Annotated in this window: 29 protein-coding genes and 4 pseudogenes; 18 read left to right on the top strand and 15 right to left on the bottom strand. The window is 70.0% G+C overall.

All coding sequences use genetic code 11. From position 1 onward, the window contains the following. Positions 1 to 158: 158 nt before the first annotated feature. On the top strand, positions 159 to 356 hold the full coding sequence (locus ACIOHP_RS30400; RefSeq protein WP_401892401.1) for a hypothetical protein: 198 nt from the start codon (positions 159 to 161) through the stop codon (positions 354 to 356). 31 nt (positions 357 to 387) lie between these two features. On the opposite strand, the gene ACIOHP_RS30395 is transcribed toward ACIOHP_RS30400, so the two are convergent. Continuing rightward, positions 388 to 528 carry a hypothetical protein gene (locus tag ACIOHP_RS30395; protein WP_401892399.1) on the bottom strand — a complete coding sequence of 47 codons (141 nt, stop codon included), beginning with the start codon at positions 526 to 528 and terminating at the stop codon, positions 388 to 390. A 525-nt stretch (positions 529 to 1,053) separates the two neighbouring features. Then, entirely contained in the window at positions 1,054 to 1,791 is a 738-nt protein-coding gene (locus tag ACIOHP_RS30390) for an SDR family NAD(P)-dependent oxidoreductase (RefSeq protein WP_401892397.1), read from the bottom strand. Positions 1,792 to 1,875: 84 nt separating this feature from the next. Here ACIOHP_RS30390 and ACIOHP_RS30385 point away from each other — a divergent pair, with 84 nt between their 5' ends. After that, positions 1,876 to 2,469, top strand: a complete 594-nt coding sequence (locus tag ACIOHP_RS30385; protein ID WP_361546319.1) for a TetR/AcrR family transcriptional regulator — start codon at positions 1,876 to 1,878, stop codon at positions 2,467 to 2,469. Here ACIOHP_RS30385 and ACIOHP_RS30380 read toward each other — a convergent pair. The 5 genes from ACIOHP_RS30380 to ACIOHP_RS30360 all read right to left on the bottom strand — a co-directional run bounded on the left by ACIOHP_RS30380 (position 2,459) and on the right by ACIOHP_RS30360 (position 7,504). Continuing rightward, the gene (locus tag ACIOHP_RS30380) at positions 2,459 to 2,839 is read right to left on the bottom strand and encodes a RidA family protein (RefSeq protein WP_401892395.1); all 381 of its coding nucleotides are present in this window, start codon (positions 2,837 to 2,839) and stop codon (positions 2,459 to 2,461) included. The genes ACIOHP_RS30385 and ACIOHP_RS30380 overlap by 11 nt on opposite strands. A 545-nt stretch (positions 2,840 to 3,384) precedes the next feature. Next, entirely contained in the window at positions 3,385 to 4,431 is a 1,047-nt protein-coding gene (locus ACIOHP_RS30375; RefSeq protein ID WP_401892393.1) for a LacI family DNA-binding transcriptional regulator, read from the bottom strand. Between the two features lie 63 nt (positions 4,432 to 4,494). After that, positions 4,495 to 5,331, bottom strand: coding sequence for an ATP-binding cassette domain-containing protein (locus ACIOHP_RS30370; protein ID WP_361546331.1), 837 nt, complete (start codon positions 5,329 to 5,331; stop codon positions 4,495 to 4,497). Then, positions 5,328 to 6,341 carry an ABC transporter permease gene (locus ACIOHP_RS30365; RefSeq protein ID WP_401892390.1) on the bottom strand — a complete coding sequence of 338 codons (1,014 nt, stop codon included), beginning with the start codon at positions 6,339 to 6,341 and terminating at the stop codon, positions 5,328 to 5,330. The genes ACIOHP_RS30370 and ACIOHP_RS30365 overlap by 4 nt, the downstream gene beginning before the upstream one ends. A gap of 146 nt (positions 6,342 to 6,487) precedes the next feature. Next, entirely contained in the window at positions 6,488 to 7,504 is a 1,017-nt protein-coding gene (locus ACIOHP_RS30360) for a sugar ABC transporter substrate-binding protein (RefSeq protein ID WP_361546336.1), read from the bottom strand. 255 nt (positions 7,505 to 7,759) lie between these two features. On the opposite strand from ACIOHP_RS30360, the gene ACIOHP_RS30355 reads away from it, so the two are divergent. From ACIOHP_RS30355 to ACIOHP_RS30340, 4 genes are all read left to right on the top strand, one after another. Further along, positions 7,760 to 8,722, top strand: coding sequence for a carbohydrate kinase (locus ACIOHP_RS30355; RefSeq protein ID WP_401892388.1), 963 nt, complete (start codon positions 7,760 to 7,762; stop codon positions 8,720 to 8,722). Positions 8,723 to 8,944: 222 nt separating this feature from the next. Beyond that, entirely contained in the window at positions 8,945 to 11,506 is a 2,562-nt protein-coding gene (locus ACIOHP_RS30350) for a GH32 C-terminal domain-containing protein (protein WP_401892385.1), read from the top strand. 64 nt (positions 11,507 to 11,570) lie between these two features. Then, complete coding sequence (locus tag ACIOHP_RS30345) at positions 11,571 to 11,864, top strand: putative quinol monooxygenase (protein WP_401892383.1); 294 nt, start codon at positions 11,571 to 11,573, stop codon at positions 11,862 to 11,864. Positions 11,865 to 11,928: 64 nt separating this feature from the next. Further along, positions 11,929 to 12,690: a PIG-L deacetylase family protein gene (locus ACIOHP_RS30340; protein WP_401892382.1), complete on the top strand. Its 762-nt coding sequence runs from the start codon at positions 11,929 to 11,931 to the stop codon at positions 12,688 to 12,690. 41 nt (positions 12,691 to 12,731) lie between these two features. Here the strand turns inward: ACIOHP_RS30340 and ACIOHP_RS30335 are convergent, their stop codons facing one another. Then, positions 12,732 to 13,184, bottom strand: coding sequence for a nitroreductase family deazaflavin-dependent oxidoreductase (locus ACIOHP_RS30335; protein ID WP_401892380.1), 453 nt, complete (start codon positions 13,182 to 13,184; stop codon positions 12,732 to 12,734). A 201-nt stretch (positions 13,185 to 13,385) separates the two neighbouring features. After that, entirely contained in the window at positions 13,386 to 13,640 is a 255-nt protein-coding gene (locus ACIOHP_RS30330) for a hypothetical protein (RefSeq protein WP_401892378.1), read from the bottom strand. A gap of 149 nt (positions 13,641 to 13,789) precedes the next feature. Here ACIOHP_RS30330 and ACIOHP_RS30325 point away from each other — a divergent pair, with 149 nt between their 5' ends. Further along, positions 13,790 to 14,083 (top strand): hypothetical protein, encoded by a 294-nt coding sequence (locus tag ACIOHP_RS30325; RefSeq protein ID WP_401892420.1) that lies wholly within the window; start codon positions 13,790 to 13,792, stop codon positions 14,081 to 14,083. 180 nt (positions 14,084 to 14,263) lie between these two features. Here the strand turns inward: ACIOHP_RS30325 and ACIOHP_RS30320 are convergent, their stop codons facing one another. Then, a complete protein-coding gene (locus ACIOHP_RS30320; protein WP_401892377.1) occupies positions 14,264 to 14,941 on the bottom strand; it encodes a type III effector protein in 678 nt (225 codons plus the stop codon). A 127-nt stretch (positions 14,942 to 15,068) separates the two neighbouring features. Between ACIOHP_RS30320 and ACIOHP_RS30315 the strand changes: the two genes are divergently transcribed. The 3 genes from ACIOHP_RS30315 to ACIOHP_RS30305 all read left to right on the top strand — a co-directional run bounded on the left by ACIOHP_RS30315 (position 15,069) and on the right by ACIOHP_RS30305 (position 16,555). Further along, a complete protein-coding gene (locus tag ACIOHP_RS30315; protein WP_401892375.1) occupies positions 15,069 to 15,503 on the top strand; it encodes an Hsp20/alpha crystallin family protein in 435 nt (144 codons plus the stop codon). Positions 15,504 to 15,594: 91 nt separating this feature from the next. Continuing rightward, positions 15,595 to 15,990, top strand: coding sequence for a DUF2267 domain-containing protein (locus tag ACIOHP_RS30310; RefSeq protein WP_361492023.1), 396 nt, complete (start codon positions 15,595 to 15,597; stop codon positions 15,988 to 15,990). Positions 15,991 to 16,102: 112 nt separating this feature from the next. Beyond that, the gene (locus ACIOHP_RS30305; RefSeq protein ID WP_401892373.1) at positions 16,103 to 16,555 is read left to right on the top strand and encodes a DUF2267 domain-containing protein; all 453 of its coding nucleotides are present in this window, start codon (positions 16,103 to 16,105) and stop codon (positions 16,553 to 16,555) included. A gap of 509 nt (positions 16,556 to 17,064) precedes the next feature. Here ACIOHP_RS30305 and ACIOHP_RS30300 read toward each other — a convergent pair. The 3 genes from ACIOHP_RS30300 to ACIOHP_RS30290 all read right to left on the bottom strand — a co-directional run bounded on the left by ACIOHP_RS30300 (position 17,065) and on the right by ACIOHP_RS30290 (position 18,975). Beyond that, on the bottom strand, positions 17,065 to 17,850 hold the full coding sequence (locus tag ACIOHP_RS30300; protein WP_401892371.1) for a sulfite exporter TauE/SafE family protein: 786 nt from the start codon (positions 17,848 to 17,850) through the stop codon (positions 17,065 to 17,067). A 76-nt stretch (positions 17,851 to 17,926) separates the two neighbouring features. Next, a complete protein-coding gene (locus ACIOHP_RS30295) occupies positions 17,927 to 18,640 on the bottom strand; it encodes a cation transporter (protein WP_401892370.1) in 714 nt (237 codons plus the stop codon). After that, complete coding sequence (locus ACIOHP_RS30290) at positions 18,640 to 18,975, bottom strand: metalloregulator ArsR/SmtB family transcription factor (RefSeq protein ID WP_361546504.1); 336 nt, start codon at positions 18,973 to 18,975, stop codon at positions 18,640 to 18,642. Before ACIOHP_RS30290 ends, ACIOHP_RS30295 begins: the two co-directional genes overlap by 1 nt. Positions 18,976 to 19,084: 109 nt before the next feature. Between ACIOHP_RS30290 and ACIOHP_RS30285 the strand changes: the two are divergent. Then, positions 19,085 to 19,423: pseudogene (locus tag ACIOHP_RS30285) on the top strand (aromatic acid exporter family protein); the annotation flags it as partial. 126 nt (positions 19,424 to 19,549) lie between these two features. On the opposite strand, the pseudogene ACIOHP_RS30280 reads toward ACIOHP_RS30285, so the two are convergent. Continuing rightward, a pseudogene (locus tag ACIOHP_RS30280) lies at positions 19,550 to 19,948 on the bottom strand (beta-galactosidase trimerization domain-containing protein); the annotation flags it as partial. 6 nt (positions 19,949 to 19,954) lie between these two features. On the opposite strand from ACIOHP_RS30280, the pseudogene ACIOHP_RS30275 reads away from it, so the two are divergent. The 5 genes and pseudogenes from ACIOHP_RS30275 to ACIOHP_RS30255 all read left to right on the top strand — a co-directional run. After that, positions 19,955 to 20,377 (top strand): annotated as a pseudogene (locus tag ACIOHP_RS30275) (MarR family winged helix-turn-helix transcriptional regulator); the annotation flags it as partial. A 152-nt stretch (positions 20,378 to 20,529) separates the two neighbouring features. Then, positions 20,530 to 21,138 (top strand): DsbA family protein, encoded by a 609-nt coding sequence (locus ACIOHP_RS30270; RefSeq protein ID WP_401892368.1) that lies wholly within the window; start codon positions 20,530 to 20,532, stop codon positions 21,136 to 21,138. 48 nt (positions 21,139 to 21,186) lie between these two features. Beyond that, entirely contained in the window at positions 21,187 to 21,993 is an 807-nt protein-coding gene (locus ACIOHP_RS30265) for an MBL fold metallo-hydrolase (RefSeq protein WP_401892367.1), read from the top strand. Positions 21,994 to 21,995: 2 nt separating this feature from the next. Beyond that, entirely contained in the window at positions 21,996 to 22,406 is a 411-nt protein-coding gene (locus tag ACIOHP_RS30260) for a nuclear transport factor 2 family protein (protein ID WP_401892366.1), read from the top strand. Between the two features lie 227 nt (positions 22,407 to 22,633). Next, positions 22,634 to 22,751, top strand: a pseudogene (locus tag ACIOHP_RS30255) (ABC transporter substrate-binding protein); the annotation flags it as partial. Between the two features lie 163 nt (positions 22,752 to 22,914). On the opposite strand, the gene ACIOHP_RS30250 reads toward ACIOHP_RS30255, so the two are convergent. Next, on the bottom strand, positions 22,915 to 23,631 hold the full coding sequence (locus tag ACIOHP_RS30250; RefSeq protein WP_361546525.1) for a TetR/AcrR family transcriptional regulator: 717 nt from the start codon (positions 23,629 to 23,631) through the stop codon (positions 22,915 to 22,917). 101 nt (positions 23,632 to 23,732) lie between these two features. On the opposite strand from ACIOHP_RS30250, the gene ACIOHP_RS30245 reads away from it, so the two are divergent. Then, entirely contained in the window at positions 23,733 to 24,668 is a 936-nt protein-coding gene (locus tag ACIOHP_RS30245) for an NADP-dependent oxidoreductase (RefSeq protein ID WP_401892365.1), read from the top strand. Between the two features lie 27 nt (positions 24,669 to 24,695). Continuing rightward, positions 24,696 to 25,376, top strand: a complete 681-nt coding sequence (locus ACIOHP_RS30240; protein ID WP_401892363.1) for an SDR family NAD(P)-dependent oxidoreductase — start codon at positions 24,696 to 24,698, stop codon at positions 25,374 to 25,376. The last annotated feature ends 24 nt before the right edge of the window (positions 25,377 to 25,400 follow it).

The raw sequence follows: 25,400 nt of genomic DNA, 5'->3' as shown, positions 1-25,400 counted from the left end.
CCTGTGGAGACGGTGTAAGACCTCAACGGGAGTCCTCCCGGACGGGGCGGTCGTCGGTGAAGCAGGAACCCCAGCGGGCGACCGCTGGAATCCCCCGCCTTTAGGCGGGGGAGGAAGTCAAGGAGCGCATCAACCTCAAGCGGTACATCCGCGAGCGCATGGACCAGGTCCTCGCCGGCGAGCCCGAAGACGTTCGCGAGGCGTACGTCCAGGCGCGGACGAAGGAGCATCGCGAACAACTCGACGCGATCGTGGCGGAGCTGCTGGGCAGGCACGGTCTGCGCCTGCGCTTCGATGAGGTCGTCCACCACGACGACAACGACGCCCTGCGGCAGCGGCTCGCATCCTCGACGTGACCGCGTCCGCGCCGTCGGGCAGGGGCTTACGTCAGGCGGTCACGTCAGCCGTGGGGTCCGGCACCGCCATGGCCCAGGTCCCCATGGCGTCCAGGACATTCGCGCCGCCCCTCGCCGAGCGGGTGTCGCGCAGCTGGGTGGGACGGTGGGGGCCGTGCAGCAGTTCGCGCACGATCAGGATGGCTCACGGGTCGTTGGGCGGAGTGAGGAACCGGGCGGGGCTGCACTCGGGGAGACAGGGATCGGTCACGTCTTGCCCCCGCCTACGTCGCCGGAGCCTACGCGGCCATGAGTACGCTGCCCGACCGCTCGATCACCCCCGAGAACTCCACCCAGAAACTGCTCGGCATCAGCCCCCTCACCACCGGACAATGGCTGAGCGGCATCGGCCTCTGACCGCAACCGCCGTCGGCTTCGGCCGAGTTCGTCATGCGGGTACTCGGCAAGCCGCACTTGCCACCGGAAAGCCGGCGGGCCGACCGACAGCACAAGGCTGCAGGGAAGGTCGGCCCGCCGGCTTTCGGCGGGACGGTCTGCGGTCGCCACCCACCGCACGTGCCCAGTCGTAGACCTTCGCCGTCAAGCAGTGGTCGGGGTGGTGGCAGACGTCATCCGAAGAGACCGCGGCTACGGTCTCGTTGCTGCGGCGCGCACCAGGCCTCGTACGACGAACGCGCGCGGCCGGGAGTGCGCCCTGTCAGGCACGGGTGTAGCCACCGTCGGCGAAGAGTTCGGCGCCGGTGACGAACGACGAGGCGTCCGAGGCCAGGAAGAGGGCGGCCTCGGCGATTTCCTCGGCGTCGGCCAGTCGCCCCAGTGGCACGACGGCCTCGGCGAACTGGTCGACGTTTGGCCCCGCGGCGCCCAGGAGGCCGGGGGTTCGCGTGGGTCCGGGGCTGAGTACGTTGACGCGGAATCGGCGCTCCCGCGACTGCCGGGCCCAGTTGTGTACGAGGTTGCTCACCGCCGCCTTCGAGGCGCTGTAGACCTCGAGGTGCTCATTGGGTCGCAGGCTGTTGCTCGATCCGATGACCAGGATGGAGGCGTTCTCCGCCAGCAGCGGAAGGGCCTTCTGAACGGTGAACAGTGGCCCCTTGATGTTGACGGCGAGCGTCAGGTCGACGTTCGCCTCGGTGTGGGCGCCGAGCGCGGCGTCCGCGACGATTCCCGCGTTGGCCACCAGCACGTCGATGTGGCCGGCCTCCTCGCGGACTCGTGCGTAGAGCGCGTCCAGGTCGGACAGGACCGAGACGTCGGATCGTACGCCGGTGGCCGCGGGGCCCATCTCCTTGACTGCCGCTTCGAGGCGGTCGTCGTCCCGGCCGGTCACGAAGACCCGTGCGCCCTCGCGGATGAAGCGGTGGGCGATGGCCAGCCCGATCCCGCTGGTCCCTCCGGTGATCACGGCCACCTTGTCCTGCAACGCGCCTGGCATGTCGAACCCCTTCAGTTATGGAATCGATCGTCCACAACGTAGGCAGTAATGGACGATCGAGTCAAGAATGGCTAGGCTGAGATCATGCCGAGACCACGCGCATTCGACGAACGCCAGGTTCTGGAGCGGGCCCGGGAACAGTTCTGGGCGACCGGCTATGCAGGAACCCGGATGGACGACATCTCCCAGGCGACCGGCCTGGGCAAGGGCAGCCTGTACGGCGCGTTCGGCGACAAGGGCAAGCTGTTCCACCGTGTGTTCGACGACTGGTGCACCGCGGTCGTCGAGGTGGCCGAAGGGCGGCTGGCCGGTGGCCCGGACGCGGAGGCCTTGGCCCGGCTGTCGGAATACGTGCACCTCATGGCGGAGAACACCGCCTCCGACACCGAGCGCCGCGGGTGCCTGCTGGCCAAGGGCGTGGCGGAACTGGCCCAGCACGATGCGACGGTCGCCGCGCGATCGGCCGAGACCATGACGGCGCTGCTGACCCTGCTGCGGACGGAGATCAGCGCCGCACAGCGCCACGGCGACATCGACAGCGCTGCGGATCCGCAGCAGTTGGCGGCACTGCTGCTGACGGTGGTCCGCGGTATCGAGGCGGTAGGCAAGGCCGGCCTGGACCCGGAGACGCTGCGGAACGTCGCAGACACCGCACTGGCGGTTCTGCCTAGTCCGTGACGGCCACCATGGCGATCGACACCAGGATCCCTGGCCGGTCGACACCCAGCTTGCTCACGCAGCGCGGCGGCCGTACGTCAGGGAAGAACTCGTCGAAGACCTCCATGACGCCGTCGGCGTCCTCGGGGTGCATGAGCAGGGTGTGAACCATGACGGCGTCGCTCAGCTCGGCGCGGCCGGCGCGCAGGATGGCCTGGCAGTTGAGCAACGACTGGCGGGTCTGCTCATGGATCGTGGGTCCCGCGAGTTCACCGGTCGCCACGTCGACTCCGACTGTTCCCGCGACGTAGATCGTGTCGCCGACCTTGACCGCCTGGCTGTAGCCGGAGAATTCCGGCGCTTCAGGGGTGGAGATGATCTCTCGGGGCATCGCATGGGCTCCTGCCTGGAAGGCTTCTGTTCGCTGAGTACAGATCGACCTTGGACTTCGGTGGGGCCATCGCACCCTCATCGCGCAGGGCGCCCTCAGGCTCCCACCGCAGGACCCTCGGTGTTGCCAGAACCGAGATGACGGCACGTGTCCGGCGGCGCGCCGTGTCAGGACCTGTTGCGTGCCGTGTCCAGGGCGGTACGAATCTCCTGGGCATCGGCCGGCTTTCCCGGGTCCCGGGGTCAGGGCAGTCGGGGGTCGGACAGGCAAGGGAGGACGTAGGCGGGGCTGCCGTCCTGGACGCGCCAACTCTGCGCGGTGGTGCCTGCGTCGACGGTGTCGTAGCCGAGACGGTCGAGCAGCGCGGTGACGGACTTTTTGGCCGCGTCGTCGTCGCCGGAGGCGGGCAGCGCGCTGCGGCTGTTCTTCCTGATTAGTGAGGGCCTCGATGCGCTTCACAAGTCGGCGGCCAGGATCCACGGCCGAGAGCTCAGAGAATCCCGAGCGGTCTGTTCGCCACGTCGGTCATGCCCGACCAGGGCATCTCAACGAGATCCTGTGACGAACTCTGCTCGCTTGGGCGCGGGTTGCTCTCCCGAGCCTCGGATGATCAGCCGGGTGGGGACGGAGATGGTGCGAGCGCGGGAGCGGTCGCCGTCGAGGCGGGCCAGGGCGGTGGCCGCGGCGCTGCGGCCGAGTGCCTCGGGGTCCTGCGCTACGACGGTCAGGGCCGGTTCGAGGGCCTCGGCGAGTGACAGGTCGTCGAAGGCGACGACCGCCACGTCCTTGCGCTTGCTGCGTGCGAGTTCGGCGACGATGCCGAGCGCCATGATGTTGTTGCCGGCGAACAGGGCGGTGGGGGGATCGGCCAGGTCGAGGAGTTGGGCGGTCGCGGCCTGGGCGCCGGGCTGGTCGTGGGCGTTGGCGACGAGCGAGCGGTCGTAGGGGATGTCGGCTTCCTGCAGGGCTGCGCGGTATCCGGCGAGGCGTTCGCGGCGGGTGTACAGCTTTACGGGCAGGTCGCCGACGAAGCCGACGCGGTGGTGCCCGTGGGAGATGAGGTGGGCGACGCCGTCCTGGGCCCCGGCGCGGTTGGAGCTGACGATGCTGTCGGCGGGCAGGCCGACTCCGGGGCGGTCGAGGAAGATGATGGGCAGTCCTGCCGTGCGGTGCGACTTGAGGTGGGAGTGGTCGGCGCCGACGGACGGTACGACGATGAGGATGCTGACGCGCCGGGCGAGGAACTTGTCCGTCAGGGCACGTTCGCGTTCGGGGTCGTCCGCGGAGGAGCCCATGAGCAGGGTCAGTCCGCGTTCGCCGACGACATCCTCGATGGCGCGGGCCACGGCTCCGAAGAAGGGGTTGGCGAGGTCGGGGATGACCAGGCCGACGGTGGTGTCCGGGCCGCCGACGCGGATGTTGCGGGCCATGAGGTTCGGCTGGAAGCCGAGCTTGGCGACGGCGGCGAGTACCTGTTCCCTGGTCTCGGCGGAGGCGGGCCCGTCCTCGTTGAGGACGCGGGAGACGGTCTTGGCGCTGACGCCCACTTCTCGGGCGACGTCTGCCAGGGTCGGGCGGCGGTTCGCTGCCATGGAGGAAACAGTCTCCTGTGCTCGTCGGTCCGGCCGCGGCCTCGGCCGGAACCTGTGAGTGCTTCAGTTGGCCTGGACTCCCGCGGCCTTCGCGGCCTTGGAATCCGCCACGACAGTACCTCCGGCCTCGTCCACCGTGAGCGCGCCGGTCATGATGGCGACGACCTCCGCCATGGAGTAGTCGGAGGGCTTGATCACGGCGGCGCGCCTGCCCAGGCGGTGGACGTGGATCCGGTCGGCGATCTCGAAGACGTGGGGCATGTTGTGGCTGATCAGGACGACCGGCATGCCCTTGTCGCGAACCCGGCGGATGAGGTCGAGGACCTGGCCGGACTCCTTGACGCCGAGGGCGGCGGTGGGTTCGTCCATGACGACGACGGAGCGGGCCCAGGCGACGGCGCGGGCGACCGCGACGGCCTGCCGCTGTCCGCCGGAGAGGGTCTCGACCGACTGCGTGAGGGAGCGCAGGCCGATCTTCAGGTCGGCCATGTGCTCGGCGGCCTCCTGACGCATCCGCTTCTTGTCGAGCATGCGGAAGGTAGTGCCGAGGATGCCGGGGCGGCGCAGTTCGCGGCCGAGGAACACATTCGACGCGATGTCCATGGAGGCCGCCACCGCGAGGTCCTGATACACCGTCTCGATGCCGTGGGCGCGGGCGCTCTGCGGGCCGGAGAAGCTGATGGGTTCGCCGTTGAGCCGTATCTCGCCCGCGTCAGGGGTCACCGCGCCGGTGAGGGCCTTGATGAGGCTGGTCTTGCCGGCGCCGTTGTCGCCGATGACGGCGAGGACCTCGCCGGGCAGCAGGTCGAAGTCGGCGCCGTCGATGGCGGTGACGTGGCCGTAGCGCTTGACCAGGCCGCGGGCCTGAAGCACGGGGGTGGGGGAGGACGTGGCGGTCATCGGGCCTTCTTCCGGGAGATCTGGTCGACGGTCACCGCGAGGATCACGAGGACGCCGGTGATCAGGGTCTGGTAGATGGAGGCGACGCCCATCAACTGCAGGCCGTTGCGGAAGACGCCGACGATGAGGACGCCGATGAACGTGCCCAGGACCGAGCCGCGGCCCCCGAAGAGGCTGGTGCCGCCGAGGACCACGGCGGTGATGCTGTCGAGGTTGTCGGTCTGTCCGGCCTGCGGGTCGCCGACGCCGGTGCGGGAGATGAGCAGCAGGGCGGCGATGCCGTAGAGGATGCCCGCGACGGTGTAGACGCCGATGGTCAGCCGGGAGGTGCGGATGCCGTTCAGCCGGGCCGCTTCCGGGCTGTTGCCCAGGGCGTAGACGTGCCTGCCCCAGCCGGTGTTGCTCAACGCGTAGGCGAGGAGGAGGAACAGGGCGATGGTGACCAGGGAGCCGTAGGTGATGTCGGTGTGGCCGAGCGGGAAGGTCTCACCGAGGGCCGTCAGCGGTCCCGGCAGATTGGTGACCGTCTGCTCTTCGGAGTAGATGTGCGTCAGCGCGAACGCCACGTTGAGCATGCCGAGGGTGACGATGAACGGCGGCAGCGGGATCTTCTGCACCAGGGTCCCGTTGAGCAGGCCGAAGCCGCCGCAGACGACCAGGCCCAGCGCGATCGCGACCAGCGGGGGCAGGGAGCCCTCGGCCGCCATCTTCGCGATCACGATGCTGCCGAACGCCATCACCGCACCGCAGGACAGGTCGATACCCGCGGTGAGGATGATCAGGGTCTGGCCGATGGCGAGGGTGCCGACCACCATGACCTGCTGCACGATCAGGGAGAAGTTCCCGCCGGTGAGGAACTGGTCGGTCGAGAAGGAGAAGAAGACACAGGCCAGAAGGAGGGCGGCCAGCGGGCCGGTGGTCGGTGCCGTGAGCAGTCGGCGGGCCGTGGTCGGTGCTTTGAGGTCGGCGTACGGCGAGGACGTGTCCGGGGGTGTGGTCGTGGCTGTCATGGGAAGTCCTTGTCGGAAGACAGAAGTCGTTGTCCGCTCTGGCCGCGGGAGAAGCGGACAAGCGGGCGGCCGTCCCCTGGTCAGGGAGGAAGGGACGGCCGCCCCGCTGAGGGACGGGCTGAGTCGTGGGGTCCTCAGGGGTCGGCTCAGCCCCAGCAGTTCTCCAGGCCGTAGCCGGTGTCCTTGGACGTGACCCCGTCCTGTGCCTTGTCGGTGATCAGGGTGACGCCGGTGTCGGTGTAACCGGACGCCTTCTTGCCGTCCTTGGCGTACGTGGCGACCGCCTTGACGCCCTCGGCGGCCATCTTCAGCGGATACTGCTGCGAGGTCGCGGCGATCTTGCCGTCCTTGACGGCCTGCGTGCCGGTGCAGCCGCCGTCGACGGAGACGATGAGCACGTCCTTCTCCCGGCCCTTGGCCTTGAGCGCGGTGTACGCGCCCAGCGCGGCCGGCTCGTTGATCGTGTAGACGACGTTGATGCCCGGCTCCTTCTGGAGGCAGTTCTCCATCGCCGTCTGGCCCTTGGCCTGGTCGCCGCCGGTGTCCTGGGCGCAGGCGACGTCCTTGTCGGTGGCGCCGAAGCCCTTCAGGAAGCCCTCGTGCCGCTGGACGCCGACGGAGACGCCCGGCGCGAGGTCGAGGGCGGCTATCTTCGCCGTCTTGCCCTTCATGGCGGCCTTGGCGTACTCGCCGATCAGCTCGCCCGCTTTGACGTTGTCGGTGGCGAACAGGGCGTCGACGGCGCTCTCCGGCTCGGTCGGGGTGTCCAGGGCGATGACCAGAACGCCCTTGGCCTTGGCCTTCTCGATCGCCGGCACGATCGCCTTGGAGTCGCTCGGCGTGATCAGAATGCCCTTCACCCCGGCGGCGACCATGTTCTCGATGGCGGTGACCTGACCGGCGTTGTCCCCGTCGAACTTGCCCGCCGCGGTGGACAGTTCGACGCCGTTCTCCTTGGCGGCCTTCTCCGCGCCCTCCTTCATCTTCACGAAGAACGGGTTGGTGTCGGTCTTCGTGATCAGTCCGACCTTGACGGTGCCCGAACCGGAGCTCGCGGAGTCCGATCCGGATCCGGAACCGCAGGCGGTCAGGGTGAGGGCCGCGACACCCGTGCAAGCGGCGACTCTGAACAAGGAGGAGGGCAGACGAGAGATGCGTGACATGAACAACTCCTGCGGGATTGCGGGCGGGCGGCCGGCATCGGGGGCATGCCGTCCCGGGGTGTCATCGTTGACTTATGTCATCGTTGACACTGCTTGGCCAGGATGATGGACTCCGCTTCCGGGCAACGTCAATGCCTTGTGCCCGTCACAAATCGGCAACGCTCGTGGCCGTCGCCGCCCGAAGCGGTTCGGCGAACGCCCGCGACGTGCCCGTTTCTGTCCGCGCGTTCCCAGAGTTCCGAGAGTGAGCAGCCCATGAGCCCGCGCCAGATCACCGTCCTGGGCGAGTGCGTCGCCGACGCGTTCACCGAACCCGCAGCCTCCCGGAACGAACTCGCCCTGCGGGTGCTGCCGGGCGGCGGACCCGCCAACACGGCGGTGGCCCTGGCCCGGCTGGGAACCCCGGCCCGCTTCCTCGCACGGCTGTCCGGCGACGTGTTCGGCCGCCTGTTCCGGGCCCACCTGGAGGCGTCCGGGGTCGACCTCTCGTGTGCCGTGGACGCCGCCGAGCCCAGCACGCTGGCCGTGGCCGAGCTGGACGCCCAGGGGCAGGCCACGTTCTCCTTCCATGCGCAGGCCACCGCGGACTGGCAGTGGACGGGTGCGGAACTGGCCGGGGTGGACCTGGCCGACACCGCCTGCGTGCACACCGGATCACTGGCCCTGGTCAAGGACCCCGGGGCGGCGGTGGTGGAGGACTTCCTGGCCGCGGCCGCCTCCCGGGCCACCGTCAGCATCGACCCCAACGTCCGCCCGCTTCTGGTGCGCCCCGAGGTCTACCGCGCTCGGCTGGCGCACTGGTGCGGCCTCGCGGACGTGCTGCGGCTGAGCGAGGACGACCTGGAGCTCCTGCTGCCCGGAACTCCGCCCGAGCAGGCGTGCGACACCTGGCATGCGGCAGGGGCGCGGCTCGTCGTGATCACGCGCGGTGCCGACGGCGCCCTGGCCTCACTCGACGGGGAACGGGTGACGGTGCCCGCGGTGGCCACGCAGGTCGTCGACACGGTCGGTGCCGGGGACTCCTTCACCGCAGGCCTGCTCCACCACCTCGGCGCCCGTGGGCTTCTGGGCGGCCGGCTGACGGACCTGCGTCTCGGCGATGTCGAGGCGGCCTGCCGCTTCGGCACCCGCGTCGCGGCCCTGACCTGCTCGGTCGCCGGCCCCAACCCGCCGTGGCAGAACCAACTGACCCAGACCGCCACGGCCGACCGCGCATGACGGGCGGGCATGCCGCTCAACAGGACATCGCGGCCGCACCGTTGACGCACCGGACGCATTGCCCCCATCATCGGGCCACCCGCTGTCATCGATGACACAAGTCAACGATGACACCCCTTGCCAGTGCCGTGGACGACGGCGCCGACAAGGGCGTCACTTTTCGCCGGACCCGCGCCGGGCAGCAGGCGTCATTGCGCGGACGGCCGCACCACAGGAGACACTTTGAGCTCTGGACGTGTACCCCGGCATGCCCGCATACGGATGATCGCGGCGGTGGCGACCGTCTGCGCCCTGTCGGCGGCCCCGCTCGCCCCCCAGGCCGTCGCCGCCGACACCCCGTCGCACTCCGAGGCCTACCGCCCCCAGTTCCACTTCACGCCCGACAAGAACTGGATGAACGACCCCAACGGTCTCGTGTACTTCAAGGGCGAGTACCACCTCTTCTACCAGTACAACCCGGGCGGCAACTCGTGGGGCGACATGTCCTGGGGGCACGCGGTGAGCAAGGACCTCGTGCGCTGGAAGGAACTGCCGCTCGCCCTGTCGCACGACGACAACGAGATGGTGTTCTCCGGCAGCGCCGTCGTCGACCGGGACAACGCCACCGGCTTCGGTACGAAGAAGAACCCGGCCATGGTGGCGATCTACACCAGCTCGAACAAGGCCACGGGCGTCCAGGCGCAGTCGCTCGCCTACAGCACCGACCGCGGCCGTACCTGGACGAAGTACCAGGGCAACCCCGTCATCGACATCGGTTCCAAGGACTTCCGCGATCCCAAGGTCCAGTGGTACGCCCCCACGAAGAGCTGGCTGATGACGGTGTCGATGTCCGCCGAGCACAAGGTGCGCTTCTACTCGTCCAAGAACCTCAAGGACTGGAAGCTGCAGAGCGAGTTCGGGCCGGCTGGCGCGACGGGCGGGGTGTGGGAGTGCCCGGATCTGTTCCCTCTCGCGGTCGACGGTGACAAGAAGAAGATCAAGTGGGTCTTGGTCGTCAACATCAACCCCGGTGGTATCGCGGGCGGTTCGGCCGCCCAGTACTTCGTCGGCGACTTCGACGGCAAGAAGTTCACCGCCGACGACAAGGGCACGTACACCCCGCCCCCCGGCACGGTGACGCAGGACTTCGAGGGCAGCGACTTCGGTACGTGGACGACCACGGGCACCGCGTTCGGCCAGGCACCGGCGGCCGGGGCGGTGTCCGGTCAGGGCACAGTCGACGGCTTCGACGGCAAGGGCCTCGCCAACAGCTTCCACTCGGGTGACGCCACCACCGGCACCCTGACCTCGCCCTCCTTCACCGTCGACAGCAAGTACCTGAACTTCAAGGTCGGCGGCGGTCGCCATCCGCACGTGGACGGCACCGTCATGGAGCAGGGCGATCCGCCCGCGGGCACGGTCCTCGCCGACTTCGAGGGCGGCACCTACGGCGACTGGACGACGACCGGGGACGCCTTCGGTACCGCACCGGCCACCGGCACTCTCGGCAACCAGCAGGAGGTATCCGGGTTCCTGGGCGACGGCCTGGTCAACAGCTTCCTGGACGGCGACACCACCACCGGCACCCTCACCTCGCCCGAGTTCACCATCGACAAGGACTACGTCAACTTCCTTGTGGGCGGCGGCAACCACCCGGCCGGCTCCGACAACCCGACCGCGATCGAACTGCTCGTCGACGGCAAGGTGGTCCGCAGCGCCACCGGACGCGATGGCGAGGCACTCAACTGGGCCTCCTGGGACGTCAAGGACCTCGCCGGCAAGAAGGCGCAGATCAAGATCGTCGACGACAACAGCGGCGGCTGGGGTCACCTCAACGTCGACCACATCATGCTCTCCGACACCCAGGCCCAGCCCGTCTCGCAGGAGACGTCCGTCAACCTGATCGTCGACGGAAAGGTCGTCCAAAGCGCCACCGGCTCCAACAGCGAGACCCTGGACTGGGCCTCCTTCGACATGCGCCCCTACGCCGGCAAGCAGGCGCGGATCCAGCTCGTCGACATGAACACCGCCGGCTGGGGCCATCTCCTCGCCGACCAGTTCACCACCGCCGACACCGCCGCGAAGTCCGTCGTCCAGCGCGCCGACTGGGCCGACTACGGCAAGGACTACTACGCGGCGGTGTCCTGGGAGGGCGCGCCGGACGGCAAGCGGTACATGATCGGCTGGATGAACAACTGGGACTACGCTGGCGCGGTCCCCACCTCGCCCTGGCGCGGTGCGCAGAGCATCCCCCGGGAGATGACCCTGCGTACGGTCGACGGCCGCATCCGCCTGACCAGCCGGCCGGTGGACAGCGTGACGTCCCTGCGGCACGGGCGTCCGGCGACCGCGGCGGGCGTCACCGTGAAGAACACCGCCAAGACCCTGATCGGCCCCGCGGCCCAGGGCAAGGCCCTCGACATCGAGGCAACCTTCTCCCTCAAGGACGCCACCCGGTTCGGCCTGAAGGTGCGCACCGGCGCCGGGGGAGAGGAGACCGTCATCGGCTACGACTCCACGACCCAGGAGCTGTACGTCGACCGCACCCACTCCGGCGCCGTTGACTTCAACAGCACCTTCCCCGGCGTCCAGACCGCGCCTCTGAAGGCAAAGAACGGCAAGGTGAAGCTGCGGATCCTCGTCGACTGGTCGTCCGTCGAGGTCTTCGGCGGCAGCGGCGAGGCCGTCATCACCGACCAGATCTTCCCCGACCCCGCCAGCCAGGGAGTGCGGGTCTTCGCCGAGAACGGCTCGGTGAAGCTGGACCGGGCCGCCGTCTGGCACCTCGGCTCCTACCGCGACTGACGCCGACGGATCACCCTCTTTCCCGACTTTCCCGACCGACTACGACCACCGAGGACACCACACCGTGAACAAGACCCTGCTCGCCGAGTTCACCGCCCGCGAGGGAACGCAGGACGAGGTATCCCGCCTGATCCTGGAGTACGCCAAGAAGGTACGAGAGGAAGAAGGCAACCTCGCCTTCGACGTCTACACCAAGGCGGCCGCTCCACGCGCCTTCTGGATCTTCGAGGTGTACCGCGACGAGGACGCCTTCCAGGCGCACTTGAAGGCACCGTACGGCGGTCCGCTCAACGCGGCGCTCGTCCCGCTGATCGAGGAGGACGCCTCGGTTCTGACGTTCCTCGATCCGGTGACCTGACACGCTGACCGCCACCGCGCCCTCACCCCTTGGACTCATGCACATGAAGGGGAAGGATGGTCACATGACATTGCCTGCGCTACCCGAGGAGTCCTTCCAGCGCGTGCTCTGCGTCGTCGCGCACCCGGACGACATGGAGTACGGCGTGTCCGCGGCCGTCGCGCGCTGGACCGCGCGCGGCATCGAGGTCGGCTATCTCCTGCTCACCCGCGGTGAGGCCGGCATGCCGAATCCGCCCGAGGAGACGGCACGCCTGCGTGTCGCCGAGCAGCAGGCCGCCTGCGCCGTCGTCGGTGTCAAGCACCTGACCGTCCTCGAGCATCCGGACGGTGTGCTCGAGTACGGCCTCGACCTGCGCCGGGACATCTGTCGGGAGATCCGCCGGTTCAAGCCCGATGTCGTGCTCGGCAGCGGTTACGACATCGAGACGCCCTTTGGCTTCGACCAGGCCGACCACCGCGCGGCGGGGCTCGCGACGCTCGACGCGGTGCGTGACGCGGGCAACCGGTGGGTTTTCCCGGACCAGGTCGACGACGAGGGCCTTGAACCGCACTCCGTGCGCTGGCTCATCGTCCCCGGCTTTCCCGGCTCCGGTGCGACCCACGGCGTCGAGGTGACGGGTGAGCCGCTGCGCCGCGGCGTCGCCTCGCTCGAGGCGCACGCCGCGTACCTGGCAGCGCTCCCGGACCACCCGGCACCCGCGGACTTCATCCCGAAGTTCGCCGCGCTGAGCGGCAAGGCCATGGGCGTCGAGCACGCCGTCCTGTTCCGCGCCCACGACCTGCAGGCGCCACCGGAGGTCTTCACCGAAGCCATGCAGGACTGACCCGGGGGCCTCCCGGTGGAGATGTGCCCGTCCCATCTCTGTCAGGGTCGGTCCCGCGGAGTGAGCAGGACGATCGGGATTTCGCGGCTCGTCTTCTGCGCGTACTCGTCGTACAGCGGGAAGATGCGCGCCATCTGGGGCCAGAGGAGCTCGCGTTCGGCGGGGGACGCGACCCTGGCGCGCGCGGTGAAACGCCGGCCGCCGACCTGTACCCCGACGCTCGGGTCCGCCTGGAGGTTCTTGCACCACGCCGGATCGTGGTCGGCACCGCCTTTGGAGGCGACGACGACGAAGTCCTCGCCCGCGGTGCCGTAGATCAGGCACGTGCGGCGCGGGATACCGGTCCTGTGTCCGGTGGTGGCGAGCAGGAGCGTGTATACGCCGTTCGACTCGTGTCCCTCGGTGCCGCCCGAGGCCAGATACGTACGAGTCTGCTCAGCGACCCAGTCCCACTGCGAGTCGGTGGCGTGGTCGAGGTCATCTGCGACAGCCATGACGACGGTCCCTTCTGATGGCACGCGGCCCGTCGTGGCCGCTCGTGTCCCTGGGACGGAGCCGGCACCGTGTTCTCGACACACTTGGCAGCAGCCGGGTGAACTCGGTGTCCAAGGCCGTCAAGGGACTGGTGTCAACTGCACCGTCTCATCGCGGTGATCATGCTCGGCATGATCCTGGCGGGCCGGTGGGCTTCCGCCTCACCCCCGCCCCAGCATGGTGAGCCACTGGGCCACGACGGCGTCGATGAACGCGTCGGTGACCTGGCCGCGGTCGAGGAAGAGGCGGGCGAGGACGGGTCCGTACAGCAGGGTGAACTCGTCGTCGCTGATCTGGACGCCCGAAGGCTCCAGCAGCTTGTTGAAGCCGGCGTAGCGGTCCTCGCCGATGCGGACGAGTGCCCGGGCGCTGTCGGGGTCGTGGTCCGCCTGGGCCGAAACTCGGGGACGCCCCATGTGCCCCGACGACGAAATCCTCGTCGTCGACGACTCCGGCCACCCGTACCCCCTGGAGGCATGGGCGCCCTCCTCACCCGCGGCCCGTACACCCCACGCGGCTACTACCGGGCTGGCGAGCACAACGCCCGCGCCTTCACCCCTGACGGCTGGTCGAGAACCTCGTCTACCGCCTGCCGGGTGTCGCCCGCGTCGCCGCTGTCGCCAAGCCCGACCCGGACCTGGGGGAGCGGGTGTGCGTGATCGTCGTCGCCCAACCGGGTGCTGATCTGTCCCTCGCAGGGGTCCGCGCCGCCCTCTCCGCGATGCAGGTGGCCCGGTACAAGCTCCCCGAAGACCTACGGATCGTGGACGAGCTACCGCTGACGAAGGTCGGCAAGATCGACAAGAAGAGATTGCGGGACATTGTCGGAAGCGACGCCGGCTCGGCCGAGGTGGTCTGACGCGGAGCAGCCGGGCCGAGGACATCGGCGGCGGTCCGACTCCACCCAGGGGGTGGGCCGGCGGCCCGAGCCAGGACCGGTAGTAGTTCTGGGGCCTGTTGGTGAAGTCCCGGATCCCGGGCCGCCGTCGCGACTGGGCTGTCCATGCCTCACGCCCGTCCGTCACGAGGTCGCTGCGGGTCAGGCGCGGTTACGCCGCTGGTCTTCGCTGCGTCGCCGGAGTCGGCCGGTGTGGTGGGTGAGGTCGTCGACACGTGCGGCGAGGCCGGGGTGGCCTGCCAGGTAGGGGTGCGCGTCCGTCAGAGGGGCGACGAGGGCAGCCGGATCGTTGTCGGCGAGGGCCGCGTTGAGTGCGGCCAGCGGGGTCCGGGCGGAGGCGGGGAGGTCGGTGAGCGCCGTGATCTGGCCGGCGAGCTGGCGCAGGGTGGCGGCGTTGGCGCGGGCCCAGGCGGTGACGGTGCGGTCGGCGGCGCGGCGGTCGCGGGTGGCGGTCACCCGCTGTTCGCCTGTGGACCCCGGCGTTCCTGGGCGGACGCGCAGGTAGCGGCGTTCGGCGGCCTGGCGGCTGGAGACGCCGAGAGGGTGGGCGAGGTCGGCCCAGCTGGCGCCGGCCTCCCGTGCGGCTTCGATCAGGCCCGGCTCCCACTCGGCGAGTTGCTCGCGTGCTTCGCGCAGCAGCAGGAGCACGGCGAGGGCCCGCTCGGAACTGCTCTGATCGGACTCAGGGGGCGTGCCGTCCTGTGTGGTCTGTGCGGTGGTGAGAGCCTCGTGGATCGTGTCCAGCGCTGTTGCGGCGGCGAGAAACGATGTCGGCGAGAGGCCGTGGGCACGGGGGGCGGGCTCATCATCCCTGGTCATCGGGCCTCCATAGTGATGTCATCCTTTCGATGACGTACAACTTGTCATCGCTTGGATGACATGTTACAACGATGGCAGGTGAACGCATTGGCACAGTGCCCGATTCGAACGCTGGAGGTGTTTGACGATGTTGATGCGTACCGACCCTTTCCGTGAGCTCGACCGGCTCACCCAGCAGCTCCTGAACACGAGCGGCACCTGGTCGCGGCCGTCGGCGATGCCGATGGACGCCTACCGCGAGGGCGAGGAGTACGTGATCGCCTTCGACCTGCCCGGTGTGGCCTCGGACGCGATCGACATCGACGTCGAGCGGAACATGCTGACCGTCAAGGCCGAGCGTCGTCCCGTCACCAAGGCGGACGACGTACAGATGGAGCTCTCCGAGCGGCCGCTGGGCGTCTTCTCCCGCCAGGTCGTACTCGCCGACAGCCTGGACACCGAGCACATCAAGGCGGATTACGACGCGGGGGTGCTGACCCTGCGTATCCCGATCGCCGAGCGCGCCAAGCCCCGCAAGATCGCCATCGGTAGCGGGTCAGCGCGCAAGCAGATCAGCGGCTGAACCCCTTCCGGCCGCGCCGCAGGACGGGGCCGGCCTCCCCATCGGCGGCCCCGTCCTCCGCTCGCCACCCCACACAGGCACGGGAGCAGCAATGGTGATGCGATGGGAGGCGTTCCTTGACCACGTCAAGGAACGCGGCGGATACGAGAGCACCGAGGAAGCCGCGCGAGCGGCCCGCACGGTGTTGGCTCTGCTGGGTGCGCACGTGGTGGGCGAAGTGAGGGCGGAACTGGCCGCCCGGCTGCCGGAGGAGCTGGCGCTCGTCCTGGTGAACCCGCTCCAGGCGCGCGAGCCGCTGTCCCCCGAGCGGTTCGTGAGAGCCACCGCGGCATGGATCGAGGGAGCGACCGAACAGACCGCCGCCTGGGACGTGAGCGCCGTGCTCAGCGTGGCCGCCGATGCGGCGGGCGAGGAACTGACTCGCCGCCTACTGCTCCAACTCCCTGCGGGCTATGACCTGCTGTTCGGCCACCCTCAGCGCGTCTAGCCCCACGGGCAGCCACACTCCTCCGCCCCGGGCGTCCCCGTGGCCCGGGGCGGAGGCTTTCGCGCCGGTCACCGGCGAAACATCTTCGACGAGAAAGGCAACCGCGTCAGCGATGATCGACCAGCAACTACCGGGCATCACGGGTGTCACGTTCGAGCAGATGCTGGAACAAGTGCGCTACGAAGGCGCCTACGCCACCCGCGCCCAGGCCGAACAGGCCGTGCGCGCCGTGCTGGACGCCTTCGGACGTCAGCTCACGGGCGATGAGCGAGTAGAACTCGCGGGCCGACTGCCGTACGAGGCCGCCGTCACCTTCACCTCCCAGATCCCCGCCACCGAACCCCTCACGGGCTGGGGCTTCGTCAAGGAGCTGGCCTCACGCACCGACGGCAGCCTGGCCACCACACGCTGGGACACCGGCACCGTCCTGCGCATCGTGGCCCAGCTCGCCGGCGAGGAACTCCTCAACCGCATCCTCGCCCAACTCCCCTCCGGCTACGCCCTGTTGTTCGGCCGTGCAGAGCTGACCGCCTGCGTCCCGTCCCGCAGTGCTGTGGGCACGTGACCGGCTGACCGATCGGGCAGTGCGTGTTGGGGTGTCCGTCAAACGTGGGCTATGGGGCGATCTGCCTGCGCATGGCCGCCCGGGTGGTGGACGAGGTGGAGCCCCGATCGCCAGGGTGACCAATACCGGCGCGGTCGCCGCTGGTGTGCCGCCTTCTTCCTGGCCCGATCCCTGAGCGGGCCGGGGGCGGGCTGGAGGGAGCCGGATCCGGTTTTCCGGCATGGCAGACATGGCGCGGCCGTAGTGGGAGGCTTTCGGTATCCGGCCGCCGTCGCTTCTGAGGCGGCCGAAGTGCGAGGACCGAGCTCCCCTCGCAAAGGTCCTCGCGCGGGATGCCATCCGGGAGCGGCGCTGTGAGAGTCGCGCCGCGCCGGAGGGCAGAGGCTGGAGCCGCGTTGTCGGCGATGCGGCTCCAGCTGTCCCTCGGCGTGAGCTGGTCTCCCGCGAGGAAGAACCCCGCTCGCGGCGCAAGTTCGGAGATGGCGGGCGGATCGACCCCTGGACCGGCGTCAGTTCAGGGTCTGGGCGGCGTACAGGGCGCCGAGGCCTGCGGCGAGGGCGCCGAGCAGGAGCCGTAGGGCTTGTTCGGGCAGACGGGGTTGGAGGCGGGCGCCGAAGTAGCCGCCGATCAGTCCGCCGGTGCCGCAGGCGAGTCCGAGCCACCAGTCGGGGGCGACGTCTCCGGAGCTGACGAGGGAGAGCAGCGCGTAGGCGGTGGCGCCTACGAGGGAGGTGGCGAACGTGGCGGCGAGTGCGGCCGGGGCGACGCGGGCGACCGGCAGGCCGCGTCCGACGAGGATCGGTCCGAGGAGGGAGCCGCCGCCGATGCCGTAGATGCCGCCGACCACTCCGACCGCCAGGGCGAGGCCGGTGAGTGCGCGTGGGCTCAACTCGCCTGCGGGCGGGGGCCGGTGACGAGCCGGGGTGAGGGCGCGCAGGCACAGCCACAGGCCGAGCGGCAGCAGCAGGGCGGCGATCAGGAGCCGGAAGACGCTCGGGCCGGGGAGGGCGAAGACGCGGATGGCCGCGCCGAGGACGACACCGGGCAGGGTGCCCAGCACCAGGCGCCGGGCGAGGTCGCCGCGCAGGCCCCCGTCGCGGCGGTAGCGCCACAGGGCTCCTGGTCCGGCGACGACGTTGTACAGCAGGTTGGTCGGGGTGACCGCGGGATTGGGGACGCCGAAGACGCTCAGCTGGAGGGGGAGGAGGAACACGGCTCCGGACACACCGACCGGGGCGGTCACGGTCGCGATCAGCAGGCCGGCGGCCAGCCCTCCCGCCCATGTCCAGTCCACCGTGGCCCCTGTTGATCGATTGCCTGGCCAGTATCAGTGCCCCGGAAGGTGCCGAGGGCGGTCCGCAACGAGATGTTCATGAACAGCATGCACAGTCGGCCCTGCAGCCGCACGCGTCCGCGTCGTCGCTCGGCGTGGCGGCCGCGGATGCGGTTGCCGGGGCGCAACAGCCTTTGCCCTGCCAGGCGTCGCGGCCTTCCTTGACGGCGAGGGCGGCGATGGCGAGGGCGGCTACGGGGTCGGCCCAGGACCAGCCGAGAGCGGCGTTGAGGACCAGGCCGGCGAGGAGCACCGCCGAGAGGTAGGTGCACAGCAGGGTCTGCTTGGAGTCGGCGACGGCGGAGGCGGAGCCGAGTTCCCGTCCGGCGCGCCGCTGCGCGGCGGACAGGAACGGCATCACCGCCAGAGAGAGGGCGGCGAGCACGATGCCCGGCAGGGAACGCTCTGCCTCGCCGGTGCCGGTCAGCGCGCGGACGGCGTCGACGGTCACGTATGCGGCGAGCACGAAGAAGGAGACCGCGATGATCCGCAGCGTCGTGTGTTCCCGGGCTTCCCGGACCGCGTGGTCACGGGCGGAGAACTGCCAGGCGACCGCGGCGGCGGAGGAGACCTCGATGACGGAGTCCAGGCCGAAGCCGATCAGTGCGGTGGACGAGGCGATCGTGCCCGCCGTCAGGGCCGCGACGGCCTCGATGACGTTGTAGACGATCGTCGCGGTGACCAGCAGCCGTATCCGCCGGGCGAGCGTCTCTCGGCGGGCCGGGGAGGGACCGAGGGATATCGCGGTCATCAGCAGCAGCCGTTCGTGTCCGCGTCGGGGCAGGTCTTGTCCGCCTCCACCGCGACGACCGCGGCGCGCAGGTCGTCCAGGGCGTGGCCGAGGCGTTCGTCGGCGAGTTCGTAGCGGGTGCGCCGGCCGTCGGGCGCGGTGACGACCAGGCCGCAGTCGCGCAGACAGGCCAGGTGGTTGGAGAGCCGGGTGCGGGAGATGCCGAGCTGGTCGGCGAGGTCGGCCGGGTAGGCCGGTGCCTGGCGCAGCGAGAGCAGGATCCGGCAGCGGATGGGATCGGCGAGCGCGCGGCCGAAGCGGGCCAGCACGTCGATGTCGGAGGCAACGGTCAGCACACCACGACAGTACAGAGAATCCTGAATTCAGGAAAGCCTGGATGATTGGTGGCGCTCATCCTTCCGGTCGGCGGGTGCGTTTCCTTCCTGGTGTGGCACTTGCTGTGTCATGGAGTGGACGCGAAGGGCAGGTCAGGCGGGCCGCCGCGGTGCGGGGGCCGCCGTAGCGGCGGTGCGGCGGGCGTGGACGGGTCCGGGCCGTGAGCGGGATCTGGCGGTGCAGGCCGCCTGGGTGGCCTGGGCGGTCGTGGGCTGGTGGCTCGAGGCGCCGATGGCGTTCGTGGCACCGTGGGTCGCGGTCGTGCTCGTCGAGTCGACGGTCTACCGGTCGGTCGCGCACGGGCTCCAGCAGGTCGCGGCGATCGCGGTGGGTACGGCGCTTGCGACAGCGGTGGCGCTGCTGCTGAACAATGCGATGGCCACGATGGCTCTGGTCCTCCGCCTCGTCAGCCGGAGTGGGATTGGCCCCGGTAGGCAGGTCTTCATGCCTCCATGTCGCTGTGGAAGCCGGCGGCCAGCGTGACCCGTGTTCAGCGAACCGGGCGAGGTTGGCCGCCTCCGCGACCAGGTACAGCGAGGGCGCCAGGATGAGTTTGTAGCGGTCGAGTCCGGGGTCGTCGGGGCGTACGAAGTCGACGGCGACCCCCGCCTGCCACAGGGGGGCGTACCAGTCCCGGACCAGGTCCTGGTAGCGCAGCTCGCCGCTGGGCTGGGAGGGGAGTTCCAGTGCCCAGCGGGCGTGCCAGTCCCACACGATCGCCACCTGTGCCGTGCTGGTGGAGTCCCACACCTCGGCCAACGCCCGCAGGTCCACGCCGAGGTGGACGACGTCGTGCCATATCTGGCTGTCGGTGCCGGCGTGCGGCGGCATCGCCGAGTGCCACAGCTCGGCGCCGGCCTTGGCCGCCCGCCACTGGAAGAACGCGATGCCGTCGGCACCGTGGGCCAGGTGCGCGAGCGCGTTGCGGGGCATCTCCCCGGGAGCTTGGCGCGGTTGACGGGTACTCCCTTGGCCGGGCGCTCGAGGTGGCAGCGGCATCAGTCATCTGGTCTTCGAGGTCCTGTGCTGCTGATCCTGGGGCGGGTGGGCGAGCCGGGGCTTTCCATGCGGGCTGTCGCGCAAGGGCAGGTCCTGACCACCGGCGGCGCCACCCGGCTGGTGGATCGCATGGAGGCGGCTGGTCTTGTGACGCGTGCGGAGTCGCCGGGCGACAGGCGCGGCAAGCTGGTGCGGCTGACGGCGCTGGGCGAGGAGACGGCCGTACGCGCTGCGCGGGTGCACTTGGACAACATCAAGCGGCACTTCATGGAGCCCTTGCCGGAGGCGGACCGTGCGCGGTTCGCGGAGGATCTGCGGATCCTCGGTCACACGGCCCGGGATGTGCTGCCTCGACTGCCCTGACCTGCGCGGCGGTGGGAGAGCGGGTCTAATGACAGTGGCCTCGCTTGCGTGTCCCAGTTCACACGGGCCGAGGAATGTCTGACGAGTCAGTTACTGTTTAATCAGATGAACCGCTCGCAACCGGCGGGCGATCCTCTTTACCGAGGTCTTCGATGAAGCTCGTCTATGTCTTCGACGCCTACTGCGGCTGGTCCCACGGCTTCTCCGGGACGCTCCGCGAGGCTTCCTCCCGCCACCCCGAACTGCCGGTGGAGGTGGTCTCCGGCGGCCTGTTCGCCGGTCCGCGCCGGGTCCCGATCCGGCAGTTCGGCTACGTCCAGGGCGCGAATGCCAAGATCGCCGAGCTGACCGGTGCCGAGTTCGGCGAGGGCTACGAGCGGCTGATCGCCGACGGCTCGTTCGTCATGGACTCCGAGGCCGCCGCCCGTGGCGTCGCCGCCCTGCGCCAGGTGGCCCCCGACCGCGCGGCGGAACTGGCCGCGGCCCTCCAGAACGCCTTCTACGTCGACGGCCTGAGCCTGTCCGACGCGGCCACCTACCGCACGGTGGCCCAGGCGGCCGGACTCGACGCGGATGCCGTCGTCGCCGCCTTCGAGACGCCGGGAGTGCGGGCCGCCGCCGAGGCCGACTTCCGTCGCGCGGCGCACCTCGGCGTCACCGGCTTCCCCACCCTCCTGGCCGTCGACGGCGACACCGTCACCCCGCTGGCCCACGGCCACGCCACCGCCGACGAGATCGACGAACGCCTCGCCGCGCACTGAGCTTCCCCGTCCCCACCCCACCCCGTCCCTCGCGCAAAGGAGCCATCGATGAGCACGCTCGACTTCAAGGTCCTCGACCTGGACTTTCCGGCCGGCAGCAAGAACAAGACCGCCACTCTCGTCACCGGCGAGACCGAGGCGCTGCTGATCGACGCCGCCTTCACCCGCGCCGACGGTCACCGCCTGGCCGCCGAGATCCTCGACTCCGGCAAGCAGCTCACCACCGTGTTCGTCTCCCACGCCGACCCCGACTTCTACTTCGGCGCCGAAGTCATCGCCGACGCCTTCCCCGAGGCGAAGTTCGTCGCCACCCCCATCGTCATCGAGCACATCCAGCACTCCTACGAGGGCAAGCTCAAGGCCTGGGCGGCACTCGGCCCGAACCTGCCCACCCGACTGGTCGACCTGGAGCCGCTGACCGGCGACCTCACCCTGGAGGGCCACCGCTTCGAGCTCAAGGGCGGCACCCCCGAGCTGTCCGACCGGCACTACCTGTGGCAGGCCGAGCACCGCGCCCTGCTCGGCGGCGTCCTGCTTTTCCAGCAGGAGCACGTCTGGGTCGCCGACACCGCCACCCCCGCTTCCCGCACCGCCTGGATCAAGCTCCTCGACGAAATGGCCGCTCTCGACCCGCAGCTGGTCGTCCCGGGCCACCGCCTGCCCGGCACCGCCGCCGACGCGTCCGCCATCACGGCCACCCGCGACTACCTCGTCGCCTTCGAGGAGGAGCTCGACAAGGCGGCCGACGGTGCCGCGCTGACCGAGGCGCTCGTCGCGCGCTACCCCGACAACGGCATGCTGATCGCCGCCCAGATCGGTGCGAAGGTCGCCAAGGGCGAGATGAAGTGGGGCTGACCATGACCGAGTTCGCCACCTCCGCCGCACCCGCGGATGTCGTACGCCGCCAGTACCTGGCCTCCGCGGCCGGTGATCTGGAAGCGCTGCGCGCCACCCTCGCCCCCGACGTGGAGTGGACCGAGATGGCCGGCTTCCCTCTCGCCGGCACCTACCGCACCCCCGACGGCGTCACCGCCAACGTCATGGAAAAGCTCGGCCAGGACTGGGACGGCTGGGCCGCCCACGACGACACCTATGTCGTCGACGGCGAGAACGTCGTCGTGCTGGCCCGCTACACCGCGGCCAACAAGGCCACCGGCAAGCCGATCGACGTCCGGGTCGCCCACCACTTCGTCGTACGCGGCGGACTCATCGTGCGGTTCGAGCAGTTCGTCGACACCGCCCTCGTCCGCGACGCCATGACCGACTGACGCGTTCCGTGCCACCGCATGGCAGGAGATCCGCGGCTGACGACAACAAGGCGCTCGTGGTCGCCTTCTACGAGCAGGCGTTCAACGACTACCAGCCCGAGCAGGCCGCCGAGGCCCACCTCGGCGAGAGCTACATTCAGCAACATCCGCGCCGTAACCGGGTGCGGATGCCATGTGGTGCAACGGGCCGTCGTCAGCCGATCGGGACCGCTGCGGAAGCGGCTCACCCCCGCTTCATGGCCGACCGCGCCGTCGTCGAGCGCTGGAAGCAGACCTGCGCCCTGTACTTCGGCGAGGTCAAGGGTGGCCCGTCGCCGCGCTCTGCTCGGGCTGCACCCCGGGGCCTGGCACGGATCTCGGCGAGCGAGAAGCCAGCGCCGGTCCGTGGCCCGAGCCGGCACCCTCCTCGCCGCACAGGAACCTCTCCGAGTCATGGGTTGTCGCGAGCCTGCCGTGGCGGCCCATGAGTGGTCCCGTGGGCGACAGACGTCCGTCATGGAGCGAACGCCTACCGCGTGCCAAGGCCGCCGTCCTGGATGGAGCACGGGTCGGCTCGTGACAGGCGGACCATGGCGCGGTAGAGGGCGGAGGGCCTCGGGGCCTCGGGCAGCGGGGGGATCGGTGCGCCGGGCGTGGCGTAGGAGCGGATCATGTGGCCGACGAGGCGGCGCCAGGTGTCGGGGGCATCGTCGCCGGTGGCGGTGACGACTCCGGCGTTGGCGATGAGCAGGATGACGACGTCCTGGTGGGTGAAGTCGTCGCGCAGGTGCCCGGTGTCCTTGGCGTGGGTGATGAGTTCCAGCAGCCGGTTGTACGCCTCGGTGCGGCGGGCCTCCAGGGCCTTGGCGGCGGGGAAGGCCATGGTCAGGACGTCGGCGAAACCACGGTCGGCGGCCTGCATGGCGCAGATGGCGTGGAGGTAGCCGATGAAGCCGTGCCAGGGGTCGGGATCGGCGAGTGCCTCGGTGACGGCCTCGGCGTAGGCGTCCATGCGGTCGGCGAAGACCGCGTTGACGAGTTCTTCCCGGGTGGCGAAGCGTCGGCCGAGCGTGGCCTTGCCGACGCCTGCCTCGCGGGCGACGGAGGCCATGGAGACGCCGAGCCCTTCGGTGGCGTAGAGGCGGCGGGCGGCGGCCAGGATGCGGTCGCGGTTGCGTTCGGCGTCGGCGCGCAGTCCCGTACCGGGCTGCGGGCACGGCGTCTGGTCCGAAGGTGGCGAGGTCATACCCCCACTCTATCGAAGTGGAACGGGCGGCCCGCTTCTCGTGTACGGTGGGCCGCAATGAAAATGGGCCAGGCGGCCCACTTAATCGAGAGGTCGTTTTCATGCGCGCTGTCACGCTCGAATCCGTCCCCTCCGCCCCGGCCGTGGCCGAGGTGGACACTCCTCGCCCGGAGGCCGGGGAACTGCTGGTCAAGGTGGCTGCCGCCTCGCTGAACGGCATCGACATCGCCACCGCCGCCGGCTACACGCAGGCGTTCATGGAGCACCGGTTCCCGCTGGTCCTCGGCCAGGATTTCGCCGGCACCGTCGAGGCTCTGGGGGAGGGCGTGGAGGGGTTCGCCGTCGGTGACGTCGTCTTCGGTGTCGTGATGAAGCCCTTCCTGGGCGCCGGGTCGCTGGCCCAGTACGTCACCGTGCCCGCCGGACACGGCGTCGCCCACATCCCCGCAGGCGTCACGACGGGGGACGCGGGCGCGCTGGGCGTCGCCGGGGCGACCGCCCAGGTGAGCCTGGACGCGGTGGCTCTGGCCGAGGGCGAGACCGTGCTGATCTCGGGTGCCTCCGGTGGGGTGGGCGCGCTGGCGGTGCAGCTCGCCGCCGCCCGTGGCGCGACGGTGATCGCGACCGCCCGGCCCGGCGCCCAGACCGACTTCGTCACCGGCCTGACCGACGCCGCGGTCCACGTCGTCGACTTCACCGGTGACCTTCAGGCCCAGGTCCGCACGATCGCCCCTGACGGTGTGGACGCGGTGCTGCACCTGGCGGGCGACGGCGCGGCGCTGGCCGCTCTGCTGCGGCCGGGCGGCCGGCTCGCCTCCGCCACCGGACTGAGCCAGGACGACGTCAAGGACCACGACGTCACCGTCCACACGATCATGAGCGCCCCCGATGCCAAGATCCTGACCTCCCTGGCCGAGCAGGTCGCCGCCGGTGCGCTGCGAGTACCGGTCACCGCCACCTACCCGCTGGAGCAGGCCACGCAGGCGTTCGCCGCCTTCGCCGGCACCCCGGGCAAGATCACCGTCTCCTGCTCCTGACCACGGCCAACGGAAAGAGGAACCACCGTGCCCACCATTGCCATCGTCGGCGCCGGCCCCGGCATGGGCCTGGCCATCGCCCGCACCTTCGGCACCCGCGGCTTCGACATCGCCCTGATCGCCCGCACCAAGGAGAAGCTGCAGACCCTGGTCGAGCAGCTCGGCAAGGAAGGCATCACCGCCGAGGCGTTCCCCGCCGACGTCCTGGACCGGCCCTCCTTGACCTCCGCCCTGGACGCCGTGAAGGCCCGCTTCGGCAGCATCGACGTACTGGAATACTCGCCGGCCCCGCACTCCCCGGTGCCCGGTCACGCCCTGGCCGCCCCCTCGGACGTCACGGTGGACAATCTGCAGCCGCAGATCGAGTACCTCTTCTATGGCGCTCTCACCGCCGCCCAGGCGGTGCTGCCCGCGATGCGGGAGGCCGGCGCCGGGACCCTGCTGTTCACCACCGGCGGCGGTTCGGTGGATCCCAGTCCCATGTTCGGCAACGTCAACGCGGCCTCGGCAGCCCTGCGCAACTGGGTCCTCAACCTGGACAAGGAGCTGTCCGGCAGCGGTGTGCACGCCGCCCATGTGGCGATCAGCGTGTGGATCGGCGATGGCGGCCCGGAGGGCTTCCCGACGGCCGCGCCTGAGCAGATCGCCCCCCTGTACTGGGACCTGCACGAAAACCGCGACTGCTCCGAGGTCGTCTTCACCGCCTGACCGGCCGACCCGCACTCCGCTCCC

The organism is Streptomyces sp. NPDC087859 (genome assembly GCF_044742595.1).
GTDB lineage: Bacteria > Actinomycetota > Actinomycetes > Streptomycetales > Streptomycetaceae > Streptomyces > Streptomyces canus_F.
The sequence above is the reverse complement of the archived record's forward strand: the minus strand, read 5'-3'. Positions and strand labels throughout refer to the sequence as shown.